We start from the raw sequence: 18162 nt of genomic DNA on the forward strand, positions 1-18162 counted from the left end.
AACGTGAAGTCTGTTTCACAGATACCGATAAAGAAGGGAGGGAAGGGGTGAGGGGGATACCAGGGAACGAGAGAAAAGAGAAGGCCCCGCGGAGACAACCGCAGGGCCCTCGAACATGTGGTGGAGACAATGGGGTTCGAACCCACGACCTCAGGCTTGCAAAGCCCGCGCTCTCCCAGCTGAGCTATGTCCCCTTATAAATAATCACCCCAGCGGCGACTCGGCTAACGCTGGGGTGACTATTGTCAAAAGGTGGTGGGCCTGACAAGGTTCGAACTTGTGACCTCCCGGTTATCAGCCGGACGCTCTGACCAACTGAGCTACAGGCCCAACGCAAGAAGGAATACTACACCCCACCCCACTCAAGGTCAACAACCACTCCCAAGAAATTTTGGGAGATTCTTCGGGAACATCGATAGTACAGGGCTTGGGACGCCAAATGCGCAGGCATCCTGGCATCTCTCGGCAGAAGTTTTCGTGACCAAGCTTGTGCACCCAGCATGTTTGGGTAGGATAGGCGGGCAACAGCACGACAGGGGGTGGCTACATGCTTACGGAAATGGACATCAAAACGGTGGTGATTGGCGGGGGGCCAGTCTCTTCCCTCATTGTCCTCAAGCCAGCAAAGCAAAACGAGAAGGAGCCGCTCAGCCTTCCCATCCGCATTGGGTCGGTAGAGGCGACGGCAATCAGCATGGGCGTCAATCCTGAGAACAGCGCACGCCCCATGACTCACGATCTGCTCAAGTCTGTTATGGAGTCCCTTGGCGGGCACCTGCGCAGCGTCATCATCAACGATGTCTCGGGCACCACGTTCTATGCCCAGCTCGACCTCGTGAACGCGGACGGTCGCCAGGTTCTTGTTGACTGCCGCCCGTCTGACGCCATCGCGCTAGCCGTACGCTGCGGGGCGCCGCTCTTCGCCGAGCAGTCCGTGCTCGACGTAGCAGGCATGCCCGACTTTGGCGCCATTGAGGACCAAGAGCACAATCAGGAGATGCAGGACTTCCACGAGTTTGTGGAGGGCCTCTCGCCAGACGACTTCAACGTGACCGACGGCGGCGACAACGCCCCACAGAAATGAGACAATGAGACAAGGGGACAGTCCCTTTGTCTCATCGGACCGCAAGAATAAGGACCCGGCAGCCAACTCAACGGCTGTCGGGTCCTTTTCGTTGCTAGCCCCTGCTACTCAATGAGACAAAGGGACTGTCCCCTTGTCTCACTCGTCCTCGTCGAGAAGGTCGGGCGAGACCTCCTCATCGCCACCAATGTCGACGGGCTCATCCTCGTCGACGTCCTTGGCACCGGCCGCTGCAAGGTCGAGCATTCCCTGGTTGGCATCGTGCTTGGGCGCCTTCTTCTTGTGAGCGACCATACGCGCCACGGCGGAGACGTGGTCGCTGTCGGCGAGGTTCATGACCTTCACACCCTGCGTGGAACGTCCGAGCTTGGGGATGTCGCTCGTCTTGACGCGGATGACCACACCATCGACCGAGACGATCATGAGCTCGTGCTGCGGCCCCACCACGCGGCAGGCCACGAGGTTACCCTTCTTGGCCGTCATGGCAATGGTGAAGACGCCCTGGCCACCGCGTTTGTGCTCGGGGTAGTCGGCCACCGGGGTACGCTTGCCGTAGCCGTTCTCGGTAATTACGAACAGGTCACCGTTGCCGTTGGTGATTTCCATGCCCAGCATGGAGGCGCCATTCTTGAGGGTGATGCCGCGCACACCGGAGGTGTCCCTGCCCATGGCACGAACGTCAGACTCATCAAAGAGGATGGCCTTGCCGTCGGTGGTAACAAGAATGACCTTGTCGCCAGCGCGCACGCGCCTCACGTTGACCAGCTCATCGCCGGCCTTGAGGTTGATGGCAATGAGACCGTCGCGACGGGTGCGGTCGTACTCGGACATGGCCGTCTTCTTCACCATGCCGCTCTTGGTGGCGAACATGAGATAGTCGTCGGCGGGGAAGTCGCGGCAGGTGATTACGGCCGTGGGGTGCTCGCCCTCGGAGAGCGAGAGCACGTTCACAATCGCCGAGCCGCGCGCCTGGCGGCTGCCAATGGGCAGCTCGTGAACCTTCAGGCGGTAGACACGACCAAAGTTAGTGAAGAACATCACGTAGTCGTGGGTCGACGCCACGAAGAGGTCCTCGACAAAGTCGTTGTCCTTGAGCGAGAGGCCCTGGACGCCCTTGCCGCCGCGACGCTGGGAGCGGTAGGTGGCAACCGGCAGGCGCTTGATGTAGCCGGAGTGGGTGACGGTGACCACCATGTCCTCCTCGGCGATGAGGTCCTCGACGTCGAGGTCCTGTGCCTCCTGGGAGGAGATGCTGGTACGGCGCTTGTCGGCGAAGCGCTCCACGATCTGGCCAAGCTCGTCCTTGATGACGCCCAGGATCTTCTCGCGGTGGGCGAGAAGATCGCGGTAGTAGTCGATGAGCTTATGGAGCTCTTCGATCTCGGCGGCGAGCTGCTCGCGGGCCAAACCGGTGAGCTTGCGCAGGCGCATGGCGAGAATGGCGTCACACTGGGGGTCGTCCAGGCCAAAGCGCTCGTTCATGCGGCGCTTTGCCTCGGCCTCGGTCTCGGAGGAGCGGATGATGTGCACGATCTCGTCGATGTTATCGACGGCGATGAGCAGCCCCTCCTTGATGTGGACATCCTTCAGCGCCTTGTCGAGGTCAAACTGGGTGCGCCTGGTCACCACGTCAATCTGGTGATTGATGTAGTACTGCAGCATCTCGCGCAGCGTAAGCGTGCGAGGCACGCCGTCTACCAGGGCGATGTCGATGGCGTTGAAGTTGGACTGCAGCGCCGTCTTCTTATAGAGGTTGTTAAGGACCACCTGCGGGACGGCGCCCTGCTTGAGGTCGATGACAATGCGCATACCCTTGCGGTTGGACTCGTCGCGCATGTCCGAGATACCCTCGATCTTCTTCTCGTTGACCGCCTGGGCGATCTTCTCCTGGAGAAGGCCCTTGTTGACGGCATAGGGAATCTCGGTGACCACCAGGCGCTGGCGGCCGTTCTTGACCTGCTCCACGTGGACCTTGGCGCGCACGGTGATGCAGCCGCGACCGGTCTCGTAGGTGTCGCGGATGCCCTCGGTGCCCATGATGACGCCACCCGTGGGGAAGTCGGGCCCGGGAAGCACGGTCATGAGCTCGTCCGTGGTGGCATCGGGGTTATCGATGAGCATGTTGACAGCTGCTGCAACCTCGCGGAGGTTGTGGGGCGGCACGTTGGTAGCCATGCCAACGGCGATGCCCGAGGAGCCGTTCACGAGGAGGTTAGGGAACCTCGACGGAAGGACGGCGGGCTCGGTGAGCGACTCGTCGTAGTTGGGCTGGAGGTCGACGGTCTCCTTATTGAGGTCGGCGAGCATCTCCATGGCCGCACGCGTGAGGCGGCTCTCGGTGTAACGCATGGCCGCCGGGGGGTCACCGTCGATGGAGCCAAAGTTGCCGTGACCATCGATGAGGGGCAGGCGCATCGAGAAGTCCTGCGCCATACGAACCATCGAGTCATAGATGGCAGCGTCGCCGTGGGGGTGATACTTACCCATGACCTCGCCGACCGTCCAGGCCGACTTCTTGTGGGGCTTGTTGGGCGTGATGCCCGCCTCGTTCATGGCGTAGAGGATGCGCCTGTGGACGGGCTTGAGGCCATCGCGCACGTCCGGCAGGGCGCGCGCCACAATGACCGACATCGAGTACTCGAGGAAGGACTGCTTCATCTCGGTAGCCATGTCGGTGGGCTTGAGCGTGCCGCCATGGATGTCGGTGAGGTCGAGGCGGGTGCCTGCCTCGTCGGAAATCGTATGGTCGAGGTCCGCGCCGGCGAGATGTCCTACATCCTCGGCGTCATCGTCGTCCGAGTCGTCATCCTCGGTATCGTCGTAGTCCTCATCGTCCAGCTCGTCATCGTCTTCGAGCTCGTCGCCCTCGTCCGGGCCCACGCCATTCTCGAGATCGTCCTCGTCATCGGCGGGACCATGGTTCCTGTTGTTATCGTCTGCCACGAGTTGCCTTTCTCATCTCTCGCCTATAGCGCCTGGTGAAGGCCTTAGATGTCGAGGAAGCGCACATCCTTGGCGTGCGTCTGAATGAAGTCCTTGCGCTTCTCGACCTGGGTGCCCATGAGGTCAGAGACGGCGCGCTCGGCCGCCATGGCGTCATCGATGGTCACCTGGAGGAGGATGCGGTTCTTGGGCTCCATGGTGGTCGACCACAGCTGCTCGGGGTCCATCTCGCCCAGGCCCTTGTAGCGCTGGACGGTGTACTTGGTGGAGTCTTCGAACTTCTTGGCCTCGACGGCAAGCTCCTCGTCGGTGTAGATATACTTTCCGTGCTTCTTACCCTTGGGCTTGAGCTGGTAGAGGGGCGGCTGCGCCACATAGACGTAGCCGGCCTCGATCATGGGCTTCATGTAGCGGTAGAAGAACGTGAGAAGCAGGATGCGGATGTGAGCACCGTCGACATCGGCATCGGTCATGATGACAATCTTGTGGTAGCGCGCCTTGTTGATGTCGAACTCCTGGTCGACGCCCGTGCCAATGGCCGTGATGAGCGAGGTGATGGTGTCGCTCGAGAGGGCGCGGTGCTCCTGCACGCGCTCCACGTTGAGGATCTTGCCGCGCAGAGGGAGCACCGCCTGGATGGAGCGGTCACGCGCCATCTTGGCCGAGCCACCTGCGGAGTCACCCTCGACGATGAAGAGCTCGGTCATCTCGGGGTCGCGCACGGAACAGTCCGCAAGCTTGCCGGGCAGGCTCGCGCTCTCGAGAAGGCCCTTGCGGCGCGTGGCCTGGCGCGCCTTCTGCGCGGCGAGGCGGCCCTTGGCGGCCTGCGAGGCCTTCTTCAGGATCTCCTTTGCCTGGTTGGGGTGCTCCTCGAGGTACTCGGCCATGCCCTGACTCACGATGCGGTTGGTAAGCGTGCGCATGTAGGAGCTGCCAAGCTTGGCCTTAGTCTGGCCCTCAAACTGCGGGTCGGGGAGCTTGACCGAGACCACGGCGGTGAGGCCCTCGCGGATGTCGTCACCGGTGAGGTTGGGGTCCTTCTCCTTGATGATGTTCTGGCGCTTGCCGTAGTCGTTCACGGCCTTGGTGAGGGCGGTTCTGAAGCCCTCGAGGTGCATGCCGCCCTCCTCTGTGTAGATGTCGTTCGCAAAGGAGAGGGTGTGCTCGGAGTAGGTGGTGTTCCACTGCAGGGCCACCTCGACCTCACCCATCTGCGAGAAGGGCGCGTCGGGGTCTGACTTGCCCTCGATGTAGATGGGCTTCGAGAGGCCGGGCAGAACCTCCTTCTCGTACTTCTGGCCGTTCCAGCCGTTGAGGTACTTCACGAAGTCGATGATGCCGCCCGAGTAGCAGAACTCGTCCACGCGGGGCGTGAGCTCGCGCTCGTCGGTGAGGATGATCTTGAGGTTCTTGTTGAGGAATGCCGTCTCCTGCAGGCGGTCATGCAGGGTGTCGTAGTCATAGACCGTCGTCTCGAAGATGGTATCGTCGGGCCAGAAGGTGATGGTGGTGCCGGTTGTCTTGGTCTTGCCCAGCTCCTTGAGCTTCTCGGTGGTCTTGCCGCGCGCAAACTGCATCTCGTAGATGCCGCCGTCACGCTTGACCTGGACCACCATCTTCTTGGAGAGGGCGTTTACCACCGAGACGCCCACGCCGTGCAGGCCGCCGGAGACCTTGTAGGCCTGGTTGTCAAACTTGCCGCCGGCGTGCAGGATGGTGAGGACGACCTCGAGGGTCGAAATCTTCTTCTGGGGGTGCTTGGCCACGGGGATGCCTCGGCCGTTGTCCTCGACGGTCACGGAGTTGTCAGGGTGGACCGTCACCTTAATCTTGGTGCAGAAGCCCGCCATGGCCTCGTCGACGGAGTTGTCGACAATCTCCCACACCAGGTGGTGCAGGCCGGCGGACGAAGTAGTACCAATGTACATGCCAGGACGCTTGCGCACGGCCTCAAGGCCCTCGAGGACCTTAATTTCGCTCGCATCGTACGAGTTGTCGTTCTTCTTTGCCACGTGACTCCCCTCAGAGCTGAGCAAGATACAGAGTTAAGTGTACTCCATGGGCACTTTTCTTCTCGGCACGCAAGAATTTGGGGTGTCTAAAACAGAATACCTGCGCATCAGCGCCACGGAGAGGCGTGTTAGGGCCGAGAAGTTCCGTCGTTCGTGTCTCTGCTCTTTTCGCGCCTGAAGGACAGGCTCATGGCCTTGTAGACGCTCCCTCTGAGAGATTCCGGTACGGATTCCGCAAGCTTTTTGACAGTGTCCTGCTCGCTTCCGGTAAGTTCCGGCAGGGGTGCCTTGGACGTCTCGTCCGCGGCAGCACCACTTGCACGTTCCTTGCGCGACGCAGCACCGTGCCCGTACTGGGAGACGATGAACTCAATCTCAGAGACCTCAAGGCCACCCATGGAAAGGCGCGCCCTGTAGACCTCGCGGTTCGCTCTAAAGTCCACCGCTCGCATGCGCGAATCCACATAGACGCCCAGTATGGGGGCGGCCCCCTTCACGTGCGGCTCCTTGAGGAAGACGCCGGTGGTGTGGGCGCGCTCCACGTCGCCGTTCACGTTATGCCACACGTAGGCGGCGCGCTGGTTAGCGCTCATGGAACGGCGCGCCTCGGGGCTCGAAAACATGCCCTTGAGCAGCGACGATATGCCTTCGTAGTCCTCACTCACCAAACTCCACCACCTTCGAGCGCCCAAGGAGCTCGTCCGAGAAGTATCCGAGGTTAGTGGTGGTGACGACCGTCTGGATGCCGCTCTGGGCAAACTCGATCACAGACTGGCGACGCGTCTCGTCTAGCTCGGACATCACGTCATCCAGTAGCAGCAGCGGGCGCGAGCCGGTGACGTCTTCCGAGACGAGCACCTCGGCCATCTTGAGCGCCAGCACGATGGAACGCTGCTGACCCTGTGAGCCAAAGCTGCGGGCATCTCTGCCGTCGATGGCAAAGACCATGTCATCGCGGTGAGGCCCCACCGTGGTCTGCTGGCGGCGCAGATCATCCGAGCGCGCCTCCTCAAGGCGTGCAAGGAAGCGCTCGGCCAGCCCCTCGCGCGAGAGCGCGAGTGGGTCGTCGCAGACGGTGCTCTCGTAGGTGCAGGTGAGCTCCTCGCCGCCGGCAATGCTCCCGTAGACGTCCAGAATCTTCTCGCGCAGGCGCCCAAAGAGACGCACGCGGGCCTGGAGCAGGGTCGCTCCGCCCACAGCCACGGACGAGTCCCAGGCGCTCAGCAGCGAGAGGTCGGGCCTCTCGTCCTTGAGCAGGCGGTTTCTCTGCTCGATGGCACGGGTGTAGGCGGCGAGGAGCTTTGAGTAGCCCACGGCCGCCTGGCAGCCAAAGCCATCCAGCTCCACGCGGCGGAAGGACGCGCCACGCTTCACAAGCGAGAGGTCGTCTGGACAGAAGAGCACGCTCATGAGCGAGGAGGGCATGTCCGCCGCCTGGCAGTGCTTGCCGTTGCGCGAGAACTGCCTGCGCTGCGGGGTGATGTCGCAGGCAACGTCAACCACGCGCCCGTCGCCCGCAAGCCGCGCGTGAATGCGGGCGCGCTCACAGTCAGCAAGGATGAGCTGCGACGGCGTGGGGTGCCTAAACGACGCCCCCGCCGTGAGCATCTGCAGCGCCTCGACGGTGTTTGTCTTGCCCACGGCGTTTCTCCCCACAAGAATCGTGGTCGTGGGCGAGAAGGACACCTCGCGCTCGCGGAAGTTCCTGAACTGCTTGAGCCCCAGGCTCTCTACGAGAAGGCCCACGCTACATCCGGACAGGCATCAGCATGTAGAGGTAGTTGATCTTGCCGTTGGTCTTGAAGATGCCAGGCTGCATGTTGCTCTGCAGCTCCAGGACCAGCTCCTTCTTGTCCGAAATGGCATTCACGCAGTCAAAGACGTAGTGGTAGTTGAGCGCGATGGAGAGACTCTGCCCCTCGACCTCCACGGGCAGAAGCTCGGTGGACTCGCCCTGGTCGGGCGAGGATGCCGAGAGGCGCATGACCTTGCCGTCAGCGTCGATGTCAAAGCGCACGGAGGCGTTGGAGATGGCCACAACCGAGACGCGCTTGAGCGCCGCAGAGAAGGCCTCGACGTCAATGTGCACCGAGGTATTGCAACTCGACGGCAGGAGCTGGCGGTAGTCGGGGAAGTTGCCCTCAATCTTGCTCGAGATGAAGGTCGTGTTGCCAAAGGTGAAGACCACCTGGCTGTCGGTGGTGCCAATGGAGATGCGCTCCTCGAGGTTGGGCATCGAGAGCACGTCGTGGAAGACGGAGCCGGGCACGATGGTGCGGAACTCGCCCTCGCCCGTCTCGGCAGAGGCATCGCAGACAGCCAGGCGGTAGGAGTCCGTGGCAACAAGGCGGATGGTGTTGTTAGCGGCGGTGAGCAGGATTCCTTGCAGGATGGGTCGCGTGGTCTCCTTGGAGGTCACTTTGTAAACCTTGTCGACCATGCCGGAGAGAAGCTCGCTCGGAAGCTCCGTTGCGTCCTCGAGGGAGTACTCGGGGAACGCCGGCCAGTCGGCGGGGTTAAGGGTGTTCAGACGGAACGAGGACTTCTCGCACGAGATGGAGATGGTGCGCTCACCGCCGTCGAAGGTTACAGCCGCATCGTCGAGCGTCTTCACGATGCTCGTGAGCATCTTGCCCGAGACCACCGTCTCGCCGGCCTCCTCCACGTTTGCGGGGATGCGGTGGCGGATTGTGATGGTGAGGTTGTTGGTCTGGAACTCGAGGGTGCCCTCCTCGGCTTTGATGTAGATGCCCGAGAGCAAGGGAAGGGTTGAGTTGGTCCCCATGCCCTTGGCAACGACTGACAGTGCCTTGAGAAGTGAAGACTGACTTACGGTGAACCTCATGGCTGCCCTCTCTTATCTATTAGTTCTTTATCTATATATAAAAGCAATAGTAGTAATAAGGTCTGTCTAAAAGTTGAGAACTCACAAACTCGCTGGTAGATGCCATAACAAATCTTTTGGTTCGTCTTCTTGAAGCCTGCGATTCTCGACGGTTGAAGGCGTGTCGATAACTCTCTCAACATTGTGCCCCCACTTTTCGAGGGTTTTCGTACGCCTTTCTCCCATCTTTTTGACCTACGTGTTCTCGGTGATGTTGTCGCGGATCTGCACCAGGCGGTCGTGGTAGATCTTGTCCTCCTTGCGCTTCTTGTCCACCACACGGATGCTGTTGAGCATCGTGGCGTGGCTCCTGCCACCAAAGTGCTCGCCAATCTCGGCATAGGTGGCGTCGCAGAGCTCCTTCGAGAGCCATACGGCGATGTGCCGCGCGTTCATGATGTCCTTGTTGCGCTTCTCGCCCACGAGGTCAGAGTGCGAGATGTCGAAGTACTGCTCGACGGCGCGTTGGATCTCCTCGATCTTGTACTGCTTCTCGCCGTTTGGCCACGACTCCTTGGCAAGGCGGTTGATGTCCTCGTGCGAGAGTTCCTCACCGCGCTGCTCGCGGTGGGTCTCGGCGATGAGGCAGCGCTGGCAGAAGCCCTCAATAACGCGGATGTTGGTGCCCGCACGCTCGGCCATGTAGCGAATGTTGTCCTCGGAGATGGTGCCCGTGATGGCCAGTCCCACGTGCCCCTCAGCTGCGTCTTCGTGCATGCGCTCGCAGAAGGTGGTGATGAGGCGCAACTTGAGCTCGTAGTTTGGCACTTGAATCGACGTCGAGAAGCCCGAGTCAAGGCGACTCGTCACACGCTCGTCGAAGGCCGCCTCGGCGCCCAGCTGCGAGGGCGAGCGGTCTGCCGCAAGTACGATCTGTTTGCCGGCGCTAGTGAGGTGGTTGAAGGCGTCGAAGAAGAAGTCGATGGTGCCTGCCTTGCCAGCAAGCTTCTGGATGTCATCGATGATAAGGACGTCGATGTCGTAATAGTGGTCGCGCAGGATGTCCGGCGCCGACCTCTCGCGGTGTGACATGGCCGTGGTGTAGTCGGTGATGAAGGACGAGCCATCCTTGTATACGCAGACGCGCGTGGGGTCGTTTGCCGAGATGTAGTTCTGGATGGCACGAAGGAGGTGCGTCTTTCCCAGTCCGCTCTTGCCATAGATGAAGAGAGGGTTGTAGGTGCGGTTCTCGCCGTTTGCCACCTGGAGTGCTGCCTGGTAGGCGAATGTGTTCTCGTCGCCCACGACAAATCGGTCGAAGGTGAGCTTGGAGTCCATCTCGGAGATATCGTCCACCAGGGGATTTGCCGCGCGCCGCTCGTGGCCTGCGGCCTCGCGCGCGGCGTTCTCGTCAAGCCACGCATCCTCGGGGTTTCGCTGCAGCGGCGCGGGTGCCGGCGCTGGGGTTGGCGCTGCCGTCTGCGGCGATGGCGCCATCCATCTACGTGCCTCCTCGGGCGTCACTGCCGAGTTTGGGGCGAGAGGGGCTGCGTCTGGGTCTTGTACAAACGAGATGTCGAGTGTGGTTGGCTCGAAGGCTGCCTCGGTGAGGCACTCGTTGATGACATCAAGGTTCTTCGAGAGGCGGTTCTTCACCGTACGGCTGTGTGTCTCTACGTGGAGCACGCCGGCATCAAGCGATGTTGGGGCACAGCTGCGCAGCATGGCCATGACCGAGCCGGGCAGGTGACGCTTGCTCACCAGGTCGAACATGTCCTGCCACAGTGCCTCGGTGTCTGAGTCGATCTCTGGTTCCATGTCTGTGTGTCCCTCTCGGCTTTCATGGGTGCATACGGTACCTGTCTCTCGTGCGAGAGACCATTATAAGGAAATTGTTGAAAACTCTACCCTATGAACTCTATGAGAGTCGAGAACCACGAGAAATGTTGAAAACTTTGTCTTAGGACTGTTGAGAAGGACTTTCTACACGAAGTTCTGCCCCAGCTGTGTGAGGTAGTACTTCTGACCCACCTTCTTGAGAATGCCCATCTGTACCAGGTTGGCAAGCTCGCGCGACCACGTGGGAGCCGACTTGCCGTAGGCCCTCACGAGTTCCGTGGGCCCAACCATCTCGTGTGCCGAGAGATACTCGAGTATTGCCTGCGAGCGGTCCGAGAGGTTGATGCGACCAAGCTCGGCCGTCCACGCTGGTGGCTGCTGTTCGGGCGCGGGCGTAGGCACCGGCGTCGAGAATGGAGTTGTGGCCGGTGCTGGCGCTGGGGCCTGCTGCTGGTAGCTTGGCTGTGGATAGCCCTGCTGCGAGTAGAAGCCCTGCTGGACCTGCGGTTGCGCTGGCTGGTAGTACTGTTGATAACCTGGCATGTAGGTCTGTGTGTAGACTCCTGGCATCTGCTGGGTGGGATATGGACTCTGCCCATAGGGCTGTGGCATCTGTGGCATTGCTCCCGCAGGCTTGCCTGGTGCCGCGCACCTCTCGGCGTCCTCCTTTGGCCTGGTAGAGATTGTGACGACCGTCCCCCCGGAGATGTTGTCCTCTATGGTGAGGCTACCGCCCTTGTCGGTCATGTACTGCTGCACGTACGGAAGACCAGACCCCACGCCGCGGATATAGTGCTTCATCTCCTCGGTTGCGGAGGTCGTGCCGTACTCCATGGCCAGGTCCTTCTCCTGTATACCAGGTCCTTGGTCAGAGAAGCGCAGTGTGTTGCCCTCGTCGAGGATCGTGATGGTGGGCGCGATGAAGTAGGCGTGGATGAAGTTCTCGACAATCTCGCGAATCACGGTGAAGGGAATGGTGCTTCCCTGCTCGTGTGCCAAGCGGTTGACGGTTGCGGTGATCTCCTCGAGGTAGCTGCGAATGTCCGTGGGCTCGATGACCACCACTCGTGGCGCGGCCGCCGCGTCGTCGTAGATGGCGATACGGGCGGGATAGCGCACAGCTCCAAGCTCGCCTTGGGAGGCGTTGCTGCCGCCTTCGCCCTGGGAACTCTCTGTGGACTTCTCGTCTCCCTTGCCCGCATCTTGGGGCGTGTTGTCGACGAACGGATAGAACGCGTGGTCCATCCCGCTTTACCTCTTGATTCTTTTCACCAGCTCTGACTTTTCAACCTCGTTTGAACCTTGGATGAAAACTTTCACTCGGATTTCTATGTGAACGAAAGTTTTCAACAAAGGATGAAACATGGTTGATAACTGGGACTCAACGTAAAATACCGGCTGGAAAATCATAGCATCAGGAAGAAAGTTGTCAGTAGGTTGGTATGGTCTTTTCGTCTCATGGAAGATTTCTTGCAAAGCTTTTCTACTGGGGAGTGGCTGGCGCCAAGCCTTACCATGAGACAACCCACTGAGAATCCGTGCAGTTATTCTGCATTAAATTGACATCTTGACGGAGAGACCCTTACAATCTTTGGGCTTAGTGCTCAAGACATTAGACCCGTATGGGAGGAATACATCATGAAGCGTACGTATCAGCCCAACAAGCGTAAGCGCGCCAAGACCCACGGCTTCCGCGCCCGTATGGCCACTAAGGGCGGTCGCAAGGTTCTCGCACGTCGTCGTGCCAAGGGCCGCAAGCAGCTCACCGTCTAACACAGCATCATGGAGACCATCAAATCGCGTGCCGAATTTGAGAGGGTCTTCTCGCGCGGGAAGCGCTACAACGACGCATTACTGCGCATTCGAGTGGTGCCAACGAGCGAAGGCGACCTGCCGAAGGTCGCCTTCGTTGCGCCAAAAAGGCTTGGAAACGCCGTCTACAGAAATAGGTGCAAGCGCGTCCTGCGAGAGGCAGCACGCGCTTGTTCGCTACCGCGTGACGGCTACGACGTAATCCTCTTCTCGACCGACAAGACCCATGACAGCTCTCCCGAGCGCGTGGCGACGTCCCTTGAGAGGTTGCTCGAGAGGGCCGGTGTGGTGTGTGGCTGAATCCAAGGGGGAGTCTGCGCTTTCGCGCGCGGCTACGAGGGCCATTAGGTTCTATCAGCGTCGCATCTCACCCTTGTTCCTTCCACACTGCATCTATACGCCCACCTGCTCGGAGTACGCTCGACAGGCTATAGCCAAGTACGGTCTGGCGAAGGGCGGGTGGCTTGCCGTGAAGCGCATCTTGCGGTGTCATCCCTTCCACGCCGGTGGATACGACCTCGTTCCCTAATCGTCTGGGGACACACACGGAGGAACCATGTGGGATTGGATTATTGACTTTCTCGCCGGCGTGCTCGCGGGCATTGAGGGATTCTGCGGGGACTGGGGCCTCGCAATTATCATCCTCACCGTCATCATCCGCGTGCTCATCATGCCTTTGATGAACAAGCAGGTTGAGTCTTCCGCACGCATGCAGGCTGCACAGCCCAAGATCATGGAGCTGCAGGCCAAGTATGCCGACGATCCCGAGCGCCAGGCCCAGGAGATGCAGAAGCTCTACTCTGACATTCACTTCAACCCTGTTATGGGTTGTCTGCCAGTGCTGCTCCAGATGCCCGTCTTCTTTGCACTGTTCACGGTGGCTCGCGATCGCATCCCCTCTGATGCAAGCTTCTACGGCATCATCCCCTCGCTTGCTGGCTCTGCAGGTGGCATGATCAGCTCCGACGGATGGGGTCCTGCTGCTATCTACATCTTCTTCGTAATTCTCTTTGGCGTCCTCACGTTCCTTCAGATGGCCATCAACTCTGGTCAGGTCTCTGAGGACCAGCGCAAGCAGCAGCTTGGCATGGGCGCCGTCATGGCCGTGATGATGGCGTGGTTTGGTTGGAGCATCCCCGCTGGCGTTGTCCTCTACTACAACGCTTCTGCGCTGTGGGGCATCGTGCAGCAGTACTTCGTGACGCGCAAGGTCATGGAGAAGGCCAAGGCTGAGGCAGAGCAGAGCATGCAGGGCCAGTCCTCCGTCACCGTTGATGTGGTGCGCAAGGAGAAGAAGCCCCGGCCTCATAAGAAGAGCTAGAGGTTAAGCGCTAAATACTTATTCATTTCGCCGATACGCCTGTTAATATACGGGATAACTAATATCTAATGAAATTTATACCTACCTGTTTAGGAGGTTTGTGATGGAGGAAGGAATCCTCGACGAGGTTGTCGAGTCTGAGGAGGTTGTATCGGCTGATGCCGATGTACAGGACTCCTCTGTTGATGAGTTCGCGCAGATTCGTGAGCACTATGAGTCTGGCGTTGCTCTGACTGATGACGAGACCGACCGCATTGCCGATGTTGCCGTTGAGTACCTGCGCGGCATTCTCAATCTCTTTGGTGAGACGCACTCCTCCATTGACGAGTACGATGGCGATGAGGGTGAGCTCATTCTTGATGTGAGCGGTGGAGACCTTGCCGTCCTCATTGGCCGCCACGGTCGCACGCTGGAGGCTCTGCAAACGGTTATCTCCACGCTCGTGAGCAGTCGTCTCAAGTTCTACTATCCCATTGTTGTTGACATTGAGAGCTACCGCAGCCGGGCCAAGAATAAGATCGAGCAGATGGCTATCAACGCTGCTTCTCGTGCCAAGAGCCATGGCTCCAGCGTCAAGCTTGCTCCTATGAATGCGTACGACCGTCGTTTGGTTCACCTTGCACTGCGTGATGATCCCGAGGTCACTACACACTCTGAGGGTGACGACCCTGACAGGTACGTCGTGGTAACGCCGGTTAAGCTGTAGTCCATCTCTTATTGGTTCTACATGCGCTACAGTTTGGGAGGGTGAGATAGTCACCCTCCCTTTTTTTTCTTGCCAAAATCTTTTGACTCAAGAGTTTTTGGCAGTATGTAAAACTCTATGGAATCGTATGTCTTGCTATAAGGAGTGAAGATGGATCAAAACTCCCATGAGGTTCTTAAAGATGAGCTCCTTGAGATTCTCGCCTCCGATACTGACCTTTCGTTGATTACTGTGACCCCAGAAATGGCCGAGCTACTCATTCAACATTTAGAGCTCGTCGTTGAGAAGAACAACAGTATTAATCTCACTAGGATTACCAATGAACATGAGGCTATTGTCCTGCATGTCATCGACTCACTGATGTTAATTGCTCATAACCCCATTGTATTGGGGCCAGACGAGAAGCTATTAGATGTTGGTACTGGAGCTGGCTATCCTGGACTGCCTCTTACAATTGTGAGTGGTTGTCAGAGCACACTCATTGATTCTGTTGGCAAGAAGGTTAATGCCGTTGAAGAGTTTACTGATGTCCTGGGGCTCGCTGATCGTGTCTCGTGTCTGCATGCACGTGCGGAGGAAGTTCCCGAAACTTGTCACTCTCGATTTGATGTTGTTGTTGCTCGTGCTGTTGCCCAAACGAATGTTCTCATTGAATATGCTACGCCTTGTTTAAGAAGGAATGGTACCCTTCTTGTTGGCAAAGGGAACCCGAGTGATGAAGAGACTCAAGCTGCTTCTCGTGCTGCAAGGATTTGCGGGCTTGAGGAATCTGGCCGGTTTGAATATGATCTTCCTCATGACCTTGGACATAGAACTATTCTTGTATATACAAAGACAGGTAATCCTCGTATTAAGCTTCCGCGTCAGAATGGTATGGCAAAGAGAAGCCCCCTTGGACTCCACTAAGACACTGTAAGTATCTATTTTTGCTATTCGGCTCTATCGACGTATCTTTTACGGCTCTCACCGGATTGCTTCGATGGGAGCCGAATTTCTATGAGCGGAAGATTTTAGCTGTTTCACGTGAAACACGACTCATGGTTAGCTGCATAACTTAAGAGTGCAAACCTTTGGGATTGCTATTATCTTCTTTGCGGCATATAACCTGTTTCACGTGAAACGGCTTTACTCTAGCTCAGTCTTAGACTCGAAGTTTGTTGAATATTGATTGAAGGTAAAATCGCCTAGAGCGTAAGCTTTGGACGTTTCACGTGAAACTACTTCGTCGAATCTTAAAGTCACTATTGAACGTATTTATAGTGGGATAAATCACAACACCAATAGAGAGTGAAATTTTCGATATTTCATATGAAAAGACTCGTTGTAATCAATATTTGGCAAATAGCCCAGCTATTGAGCTTCGTGATATATGCATTGGTTTCCAACAAAGACTCAATCCAGTAGTGTTTCACGTGAAACGTCTGAAAATTAAAAAAGTCATTATTGAATATAGTGATGAACAATGATGTTTCACGTGAAACGGCTAATTCGATTAACCAGAATCCAAAACAAAGCTACTTCGAGAAAGATTCTCGAAGTTTCACGTGAAACAATACCCTATGATTGTCACACACCACATTGGTGAGCAAACACAGTTTAGACGTAAACATACTCGGCAATTGGGGGTCATTCGTGGGCTTTCAAGATGTAAAACGCGGATTTACCAATAGAGACCCGAAAGTTTTAGCGATTATCAACCAAAAGGGCGGAGTTGGAAAATCAACGACGGCGATAAACCTTTCTGCAGCGCTTGGAGAGGCTAAGAAGAAGGTACTTGTCATCGATTTGGACCCTCAGGGGAACACGACAAGTGGATATGGCATCGAGAAGGAAGATCTAGAGCACGATATGTATGATGTCTTGCTCCAAGACTTCCCAATTGAGGATGTAATTGTCGATACGGTTGAAGATAGAGTTTTTGTAGCACCAGCAACAATTCAACTTGCTGGTGCAGAAATAGAGCTCGTATCAGCAATGGCGCGTGAAAGCATTCTAAAAAACGTTGTCGAAAAGATTAAGGATGAATTTGACTACGTATTTATCGACTGCCCCCCATCGCTCGGATTGCTCACAATTAATGCACTTGTTGCTTCAGATCAACTGCTGATTCCTATCCAGTGCGAATATTACGCACTAGAGGGAGTTACGAAGCTCATTGAATCAATGAAGATGGTTAAGAGTCGCCTAAATCCTTCCCTCGCGATATTTGGCGTCGTCATGACGATGTATGACACGCGTACAACGCTCTCGCACCAGGTGGTCGAGGAGTGCGAGAACTATTTTGGTCAGCAGATATTCAAGACATACATTCCACGCAATGTCAAAATTGCTGAAGCACCAAGTCATGGTTTGCCAGTAACAATGTATGCGCGAATGAGCAAGGGTGCTTCTGCCTATACAAAGCTTGCTAAGGAAGTGATTCGTCGTGGCTAAGAAATCAGGACTGGGCAAGGGACTAGAATCACTGATGGGCGAAGCGAATGCAGAAGTAGGCGCCCCAGCTGCAGATTCAACGTTGCCAATTACGAAAATCAAGCCAAACAAAGGGCAGCCACGCAAGAATTTCAATCCTGATGAACTTGCTGAGCTTGCCGATTCCATCAAGCAGAATGGCATACTTCAACCAATAATCGTTCGAAAAAAGGGAATTACCTATGAGATCGTTGCAGGTGAGAGACGCTATCAGGCGGCAAAGCTTGCTGGTCTAGATGAAGTACCTGTCGTCATCAGAGACATTAGCGATGAGGACGTGTTCAAACTTGCTCTCATCGAGAACCTCCAGCGCTCTGACCTCAATCCTATCGAGGAGGCACAGGGATACAAGCAGCTCCTTGACAATAACGGTCTTACTCAGGAAGAGGTAGCTCGTCTCGTATCTAAGTCGAGGTCTGCAATAACTAACACACTCCGGCTGCTTGACCTTCCAGACGAAGTCCAGGAGCTCATGAGTGAGGGTAAGCTGACTGCTGGCCACGCGAGGGCAATTCTCGCCGTCCCATCTGAGGAGGGACGGGTTCGTCTTGCTGAGAAGGTCGTTGCTCAGGGTTTGTCGGTACGACAGACAGAAACCCTTGCACCACTGTTTTCTGACAACAGCCAGGCGGAACCGGTACATCGCCAACCTGTACCACAGTCCTTCAAGCGCGCGGCACGACAGATGAGGCTGGCACTAGATACCAACGTAAAGGTTAAGACAGTCCGTGGAAGGAACAAGGTGGAGATTGAATTCGAGGACGAGGATGCGCTCGCCCACCTCGTCGACCTTCTCACAAGGGACTAGGAGCAGGAATGAAGAAGCTACTTCGTGGTGTGGTGGTCATCGCAACCGCTGCTGGCGTTGGTTATGTGGTCTACAAAGAGGTCCTCTCCGACGAGGCAAAGGAGAATATCAATAAGATGGTGGATACGGTTAAGACCTCCTACAGGCGCATAAACGAAGTTATCAACTCAGTGAGAGGTGACGTTATGCCGGACGATGGACCTCTACCTAACGTCCAGACAACCATGCGCCAGTGGAAAGACCTTGGATACTAGGGAATCCGCAGAAGCGGTAAGAACTTATAATTAAGAACATATGTTCTAATTAAGAGGGGCGATCACCAATGAGTGACCGCCCCTCTT

The 18162-nt window shown here is 57.1% G+C and carries 17 protein-coding genes and 2 tRNA genes; 10 read left to right on the forward strand and 9 right to left on the reverse strand.

Annotation, left to right across the window (positions count from 1 at the left end):
- Window positions 1-118: 118 nt before the first annotated feature.
- Both AUL39_RS00580 and AUL39_RS00585 read right to left on the reverse strand, forming a co-directional pair.
- A tRNA-Ala gene (locus AUL39_RS00580) sits at window positions 119-194 on the reverse strand.
- Window positions 195-253: 59 nt separating this feature from the next.
- Window positions 254-330: transfer RNA gene (locus AUL39_RS00585), tRNA-Ile, on the reverse strand.
- Window positions 331-547: 217 nt separating this feature from the next.
- Between AUL39_RS00585 and AUL39_RS00590 the strand changes: the two genes are divergently transcribed.
- On the forward strand, window positions 548-1084 hold the full coding sequence (locus AUL39_RS00590; RefSeq protein ID WP_059052599.1) for a bifunctional nuclease family protein: 537 nt from the start codon (window positions 548-550) through the stop codon (window positions 1082-1084).
- A 138-nt stretch (window positions 1085-1222) separates the two neighbouring features.
- Here AUL39_RS00590 and gyrA read toward each other — a convergent pair whose 3' ends face one another.
- The 7 genes from gyrA to AUL39_RS00625 form a co-directional block, all read right to left on the reverse strand.
- Window positions 1223-4027 carry a DNA gyrase subunit A gene (gene gyrA / locus AUL39_RS00595; RefSeq protein ID WP_059052602.1) on the reverse strand — a complete coding sequence of 935 codons (2805 nt, stop codon included), beginning with the start codon at window positions 4025-4027 and terminating at the stop codon, window positions 1223-1225.
- Window positions 4028-4071: 44 nt separating this feature from the next.
- Window positions 4072-6039 (reverse strand): DNA topoisomerase (ATP-hydrolyzing) subunit B, encoded by a 1968-nt coding sequence (gene gyrB, locus AUL39_RS00600; protein WP_059052604.1) that lies wholly within the window; start codon window positions 6037-6039, stop codon window positions 4072-4074.
- 128 nt (window positions 6040-6167) lie between these two features.
- On the reverse strand, window positions 6168-6704 hold the full coding sequence (locus AUL39_RS00605; RefSeq protein WP_059052606.1) for a hypothetical protein: 537 nt from the start codon (window positions 6702-6704) through the stop codon (window positions 6168-6170).
- A complete protein-coding gene (gene recF / locus AUL39_RS00610) occupies window positions 6697-7785 on the reverse strand; it encodes a DNA replication/repair protein RecF (RefSeq protein ID WP_059052609.1) in 1089 nt (362 codons plus the stop codon). Before recF ends, AUL39_RS00605 begins: the two co-directional genes overlap by 8 nt.
- Before the next feature lies 1 nt (window position 7786).
- Window positions 7787-8884, reverse strand: coding sequence for a DNA polymerase III subunit beta (gene dnaN / locus AUL39_RS00615; RefSeq protein ID WP_059052611.1), 1098 nt, complete (start codon window positions 8882-8884; stop codon window positions 7787-7789).
- 234 nt (window positions 8885-9118) lie between these two features.
- Window positions 9119-10681 carry a DnaA ATPase domain-containing protein gene (locus AUL39_RS00620; RefSeq protein ID WP_059052613.1) on the reverse strand — a complete coding sequence of 521 codons (1563 nt, stop codon included), beginning with the start codon at window positions 10679-10681 and terminating at the stop codon, window positions 9119-9121.
- 165 nt (window positions 10682-10846) lie between these two features.
- Window positions 10847-11947, reverse strand: a complete 1101-nt coding sequence (locus AUL39_RS00625) for an ATP-binding protein (RefSeq protein WP_059052615.1) — start codon at window positions 11945-11947, stop codon at window positions 10847-10849.
- 393 nt (window positions 11948-12340) lie between these two features.
- Here AUL39_RS00625 and rpmH point away from each other — a divergent pair, with 393 nt between their 5' ends.
- The 9 genes from rpmH to AUL39_RS00670 all read left to right on the forward strand — a co-directional run bounded on the left by rpmH (window position 12341) and on the right by AUL39_RS00670 (window position 18075).
- Window positions 12341-12475 (forward strand): 50S ribosomal protein L34, encoded by a 135-nt coding sequence (gene rpmH, locus AUL39_RS00635; RefSeq protein ID WP_032110077.1) that lies wholly within the window; start codon window positions 12341-12343, stop codon window positions 12473-12475.
- 9 nt (window positions 12476-12484) lie between these two features.
- On the forward strand, window positions 12485-12814 hold the full coding sequence (gene rnpA / locus AUL39_RS00640) for a ribonuclease P protein component (protein ID WP_032110078.1): 330 nt from the start codon (window positions 12485-12487) through the stop codon (window positions 12812-12814).
- A complete protein-coding gene (gene yidD, locus AUL39_RS10810; RefSeq protein ID WP_235810712.1) occupies window positions 12807-13043 on the forward strand; it encodes a membrane protein insertion efficiency factor YidD in 237 nt (78 codons plus the stop codon). Before rnpA ends, yidD begins: the two co-directional genes overlap by 8 nt.
- 27 nt (window positions 13044-13070) lie before the next feature.
- The gene (locus AUL39_RS00645; protein WP_059052619.1) at window positions 13071-13835 is read left to right on the forward strand and encodes a YidC/Oxa1 family membrane protein insertase; all 765 of its coding nucleotides are present in this window, start codon (window positions 13071-13073) and stop codon (window positions 13833-13835) included.
- A gap of 103 nt (window positions 13836-13938) precedes the next feature.
- Window positions 13939-14541 carry a Jag family protein gene (locus AUL39_RS00650; protein ID WP_174519233.1) on the forward strand — a complete coding sequence of 201 codons (603 nt, stop codon included), beginning with the start codon at window positions 13939-13941 and terminating at the stop codon, window positions 14539-14541.
- 150 nt (window positions 14542-14691) lie between these two features.
- Window positions 14692-15447, forward strand: coding sequence for a 16S rRNA (guanine(527)-N(7))-methyltransferase RsmG (rsmG, locus tag AUL39_RS10815; RefSeq protein WP_082667156.1), 756 nt, complete (start codon window positions 14692-14694; stop codon window positions 15445-15447).
- A gap of 726 nt (window positions 15448-16173) precedes the next feature.
- On the forward strand, window positions 16174-16974 hold the full coding sequence (locus AUL39_RS00660) for a ParA family protein (protein ID WP_059052625.1): 801 nt from the start codon (window positions 16174-16176) through the stop codon (window positions 16972-16974).
- Window positions 16967-17821, forward strand: a complete 855-nt coding sequence (locus tag AUL39_RS00665; RefSeq protein WP_059052627.1) for a ParB/RepB/Spo0J family partition protein — start codon at window positions 16967-16969, stop codon at window positions 17819-17821. Before AUL39_RS00660 ends, AUL39_RS00665 begins: the two co-directional genes overlap by 8 nt.
- 8 nt (window positions 17822-17829) lie before the next feature.
- Window positions 17830-18075, forward strand: a complete 246-nt coding sequence (locus AUL39_RS00670; RefSeq protein WP_059052630.1) for a hypothetical protein — start codon at window positions 17830-17832, stop codon at window positions 18073-18075.
- The last annotated feature ends 87 nt before the right edge of the window (window positions 18076-18162 follow it).

Source organism: Tractidigestivibacter scatoligenes (assembly GCF_001494635.1).
Classification (GTDB): Bacteria; Actinomycetota; Coriobacteriia; order Coriobacteriales; family Atopobiaceae; genus Tractidigestivibacter; species Tractidigestivibacter scatoligenes.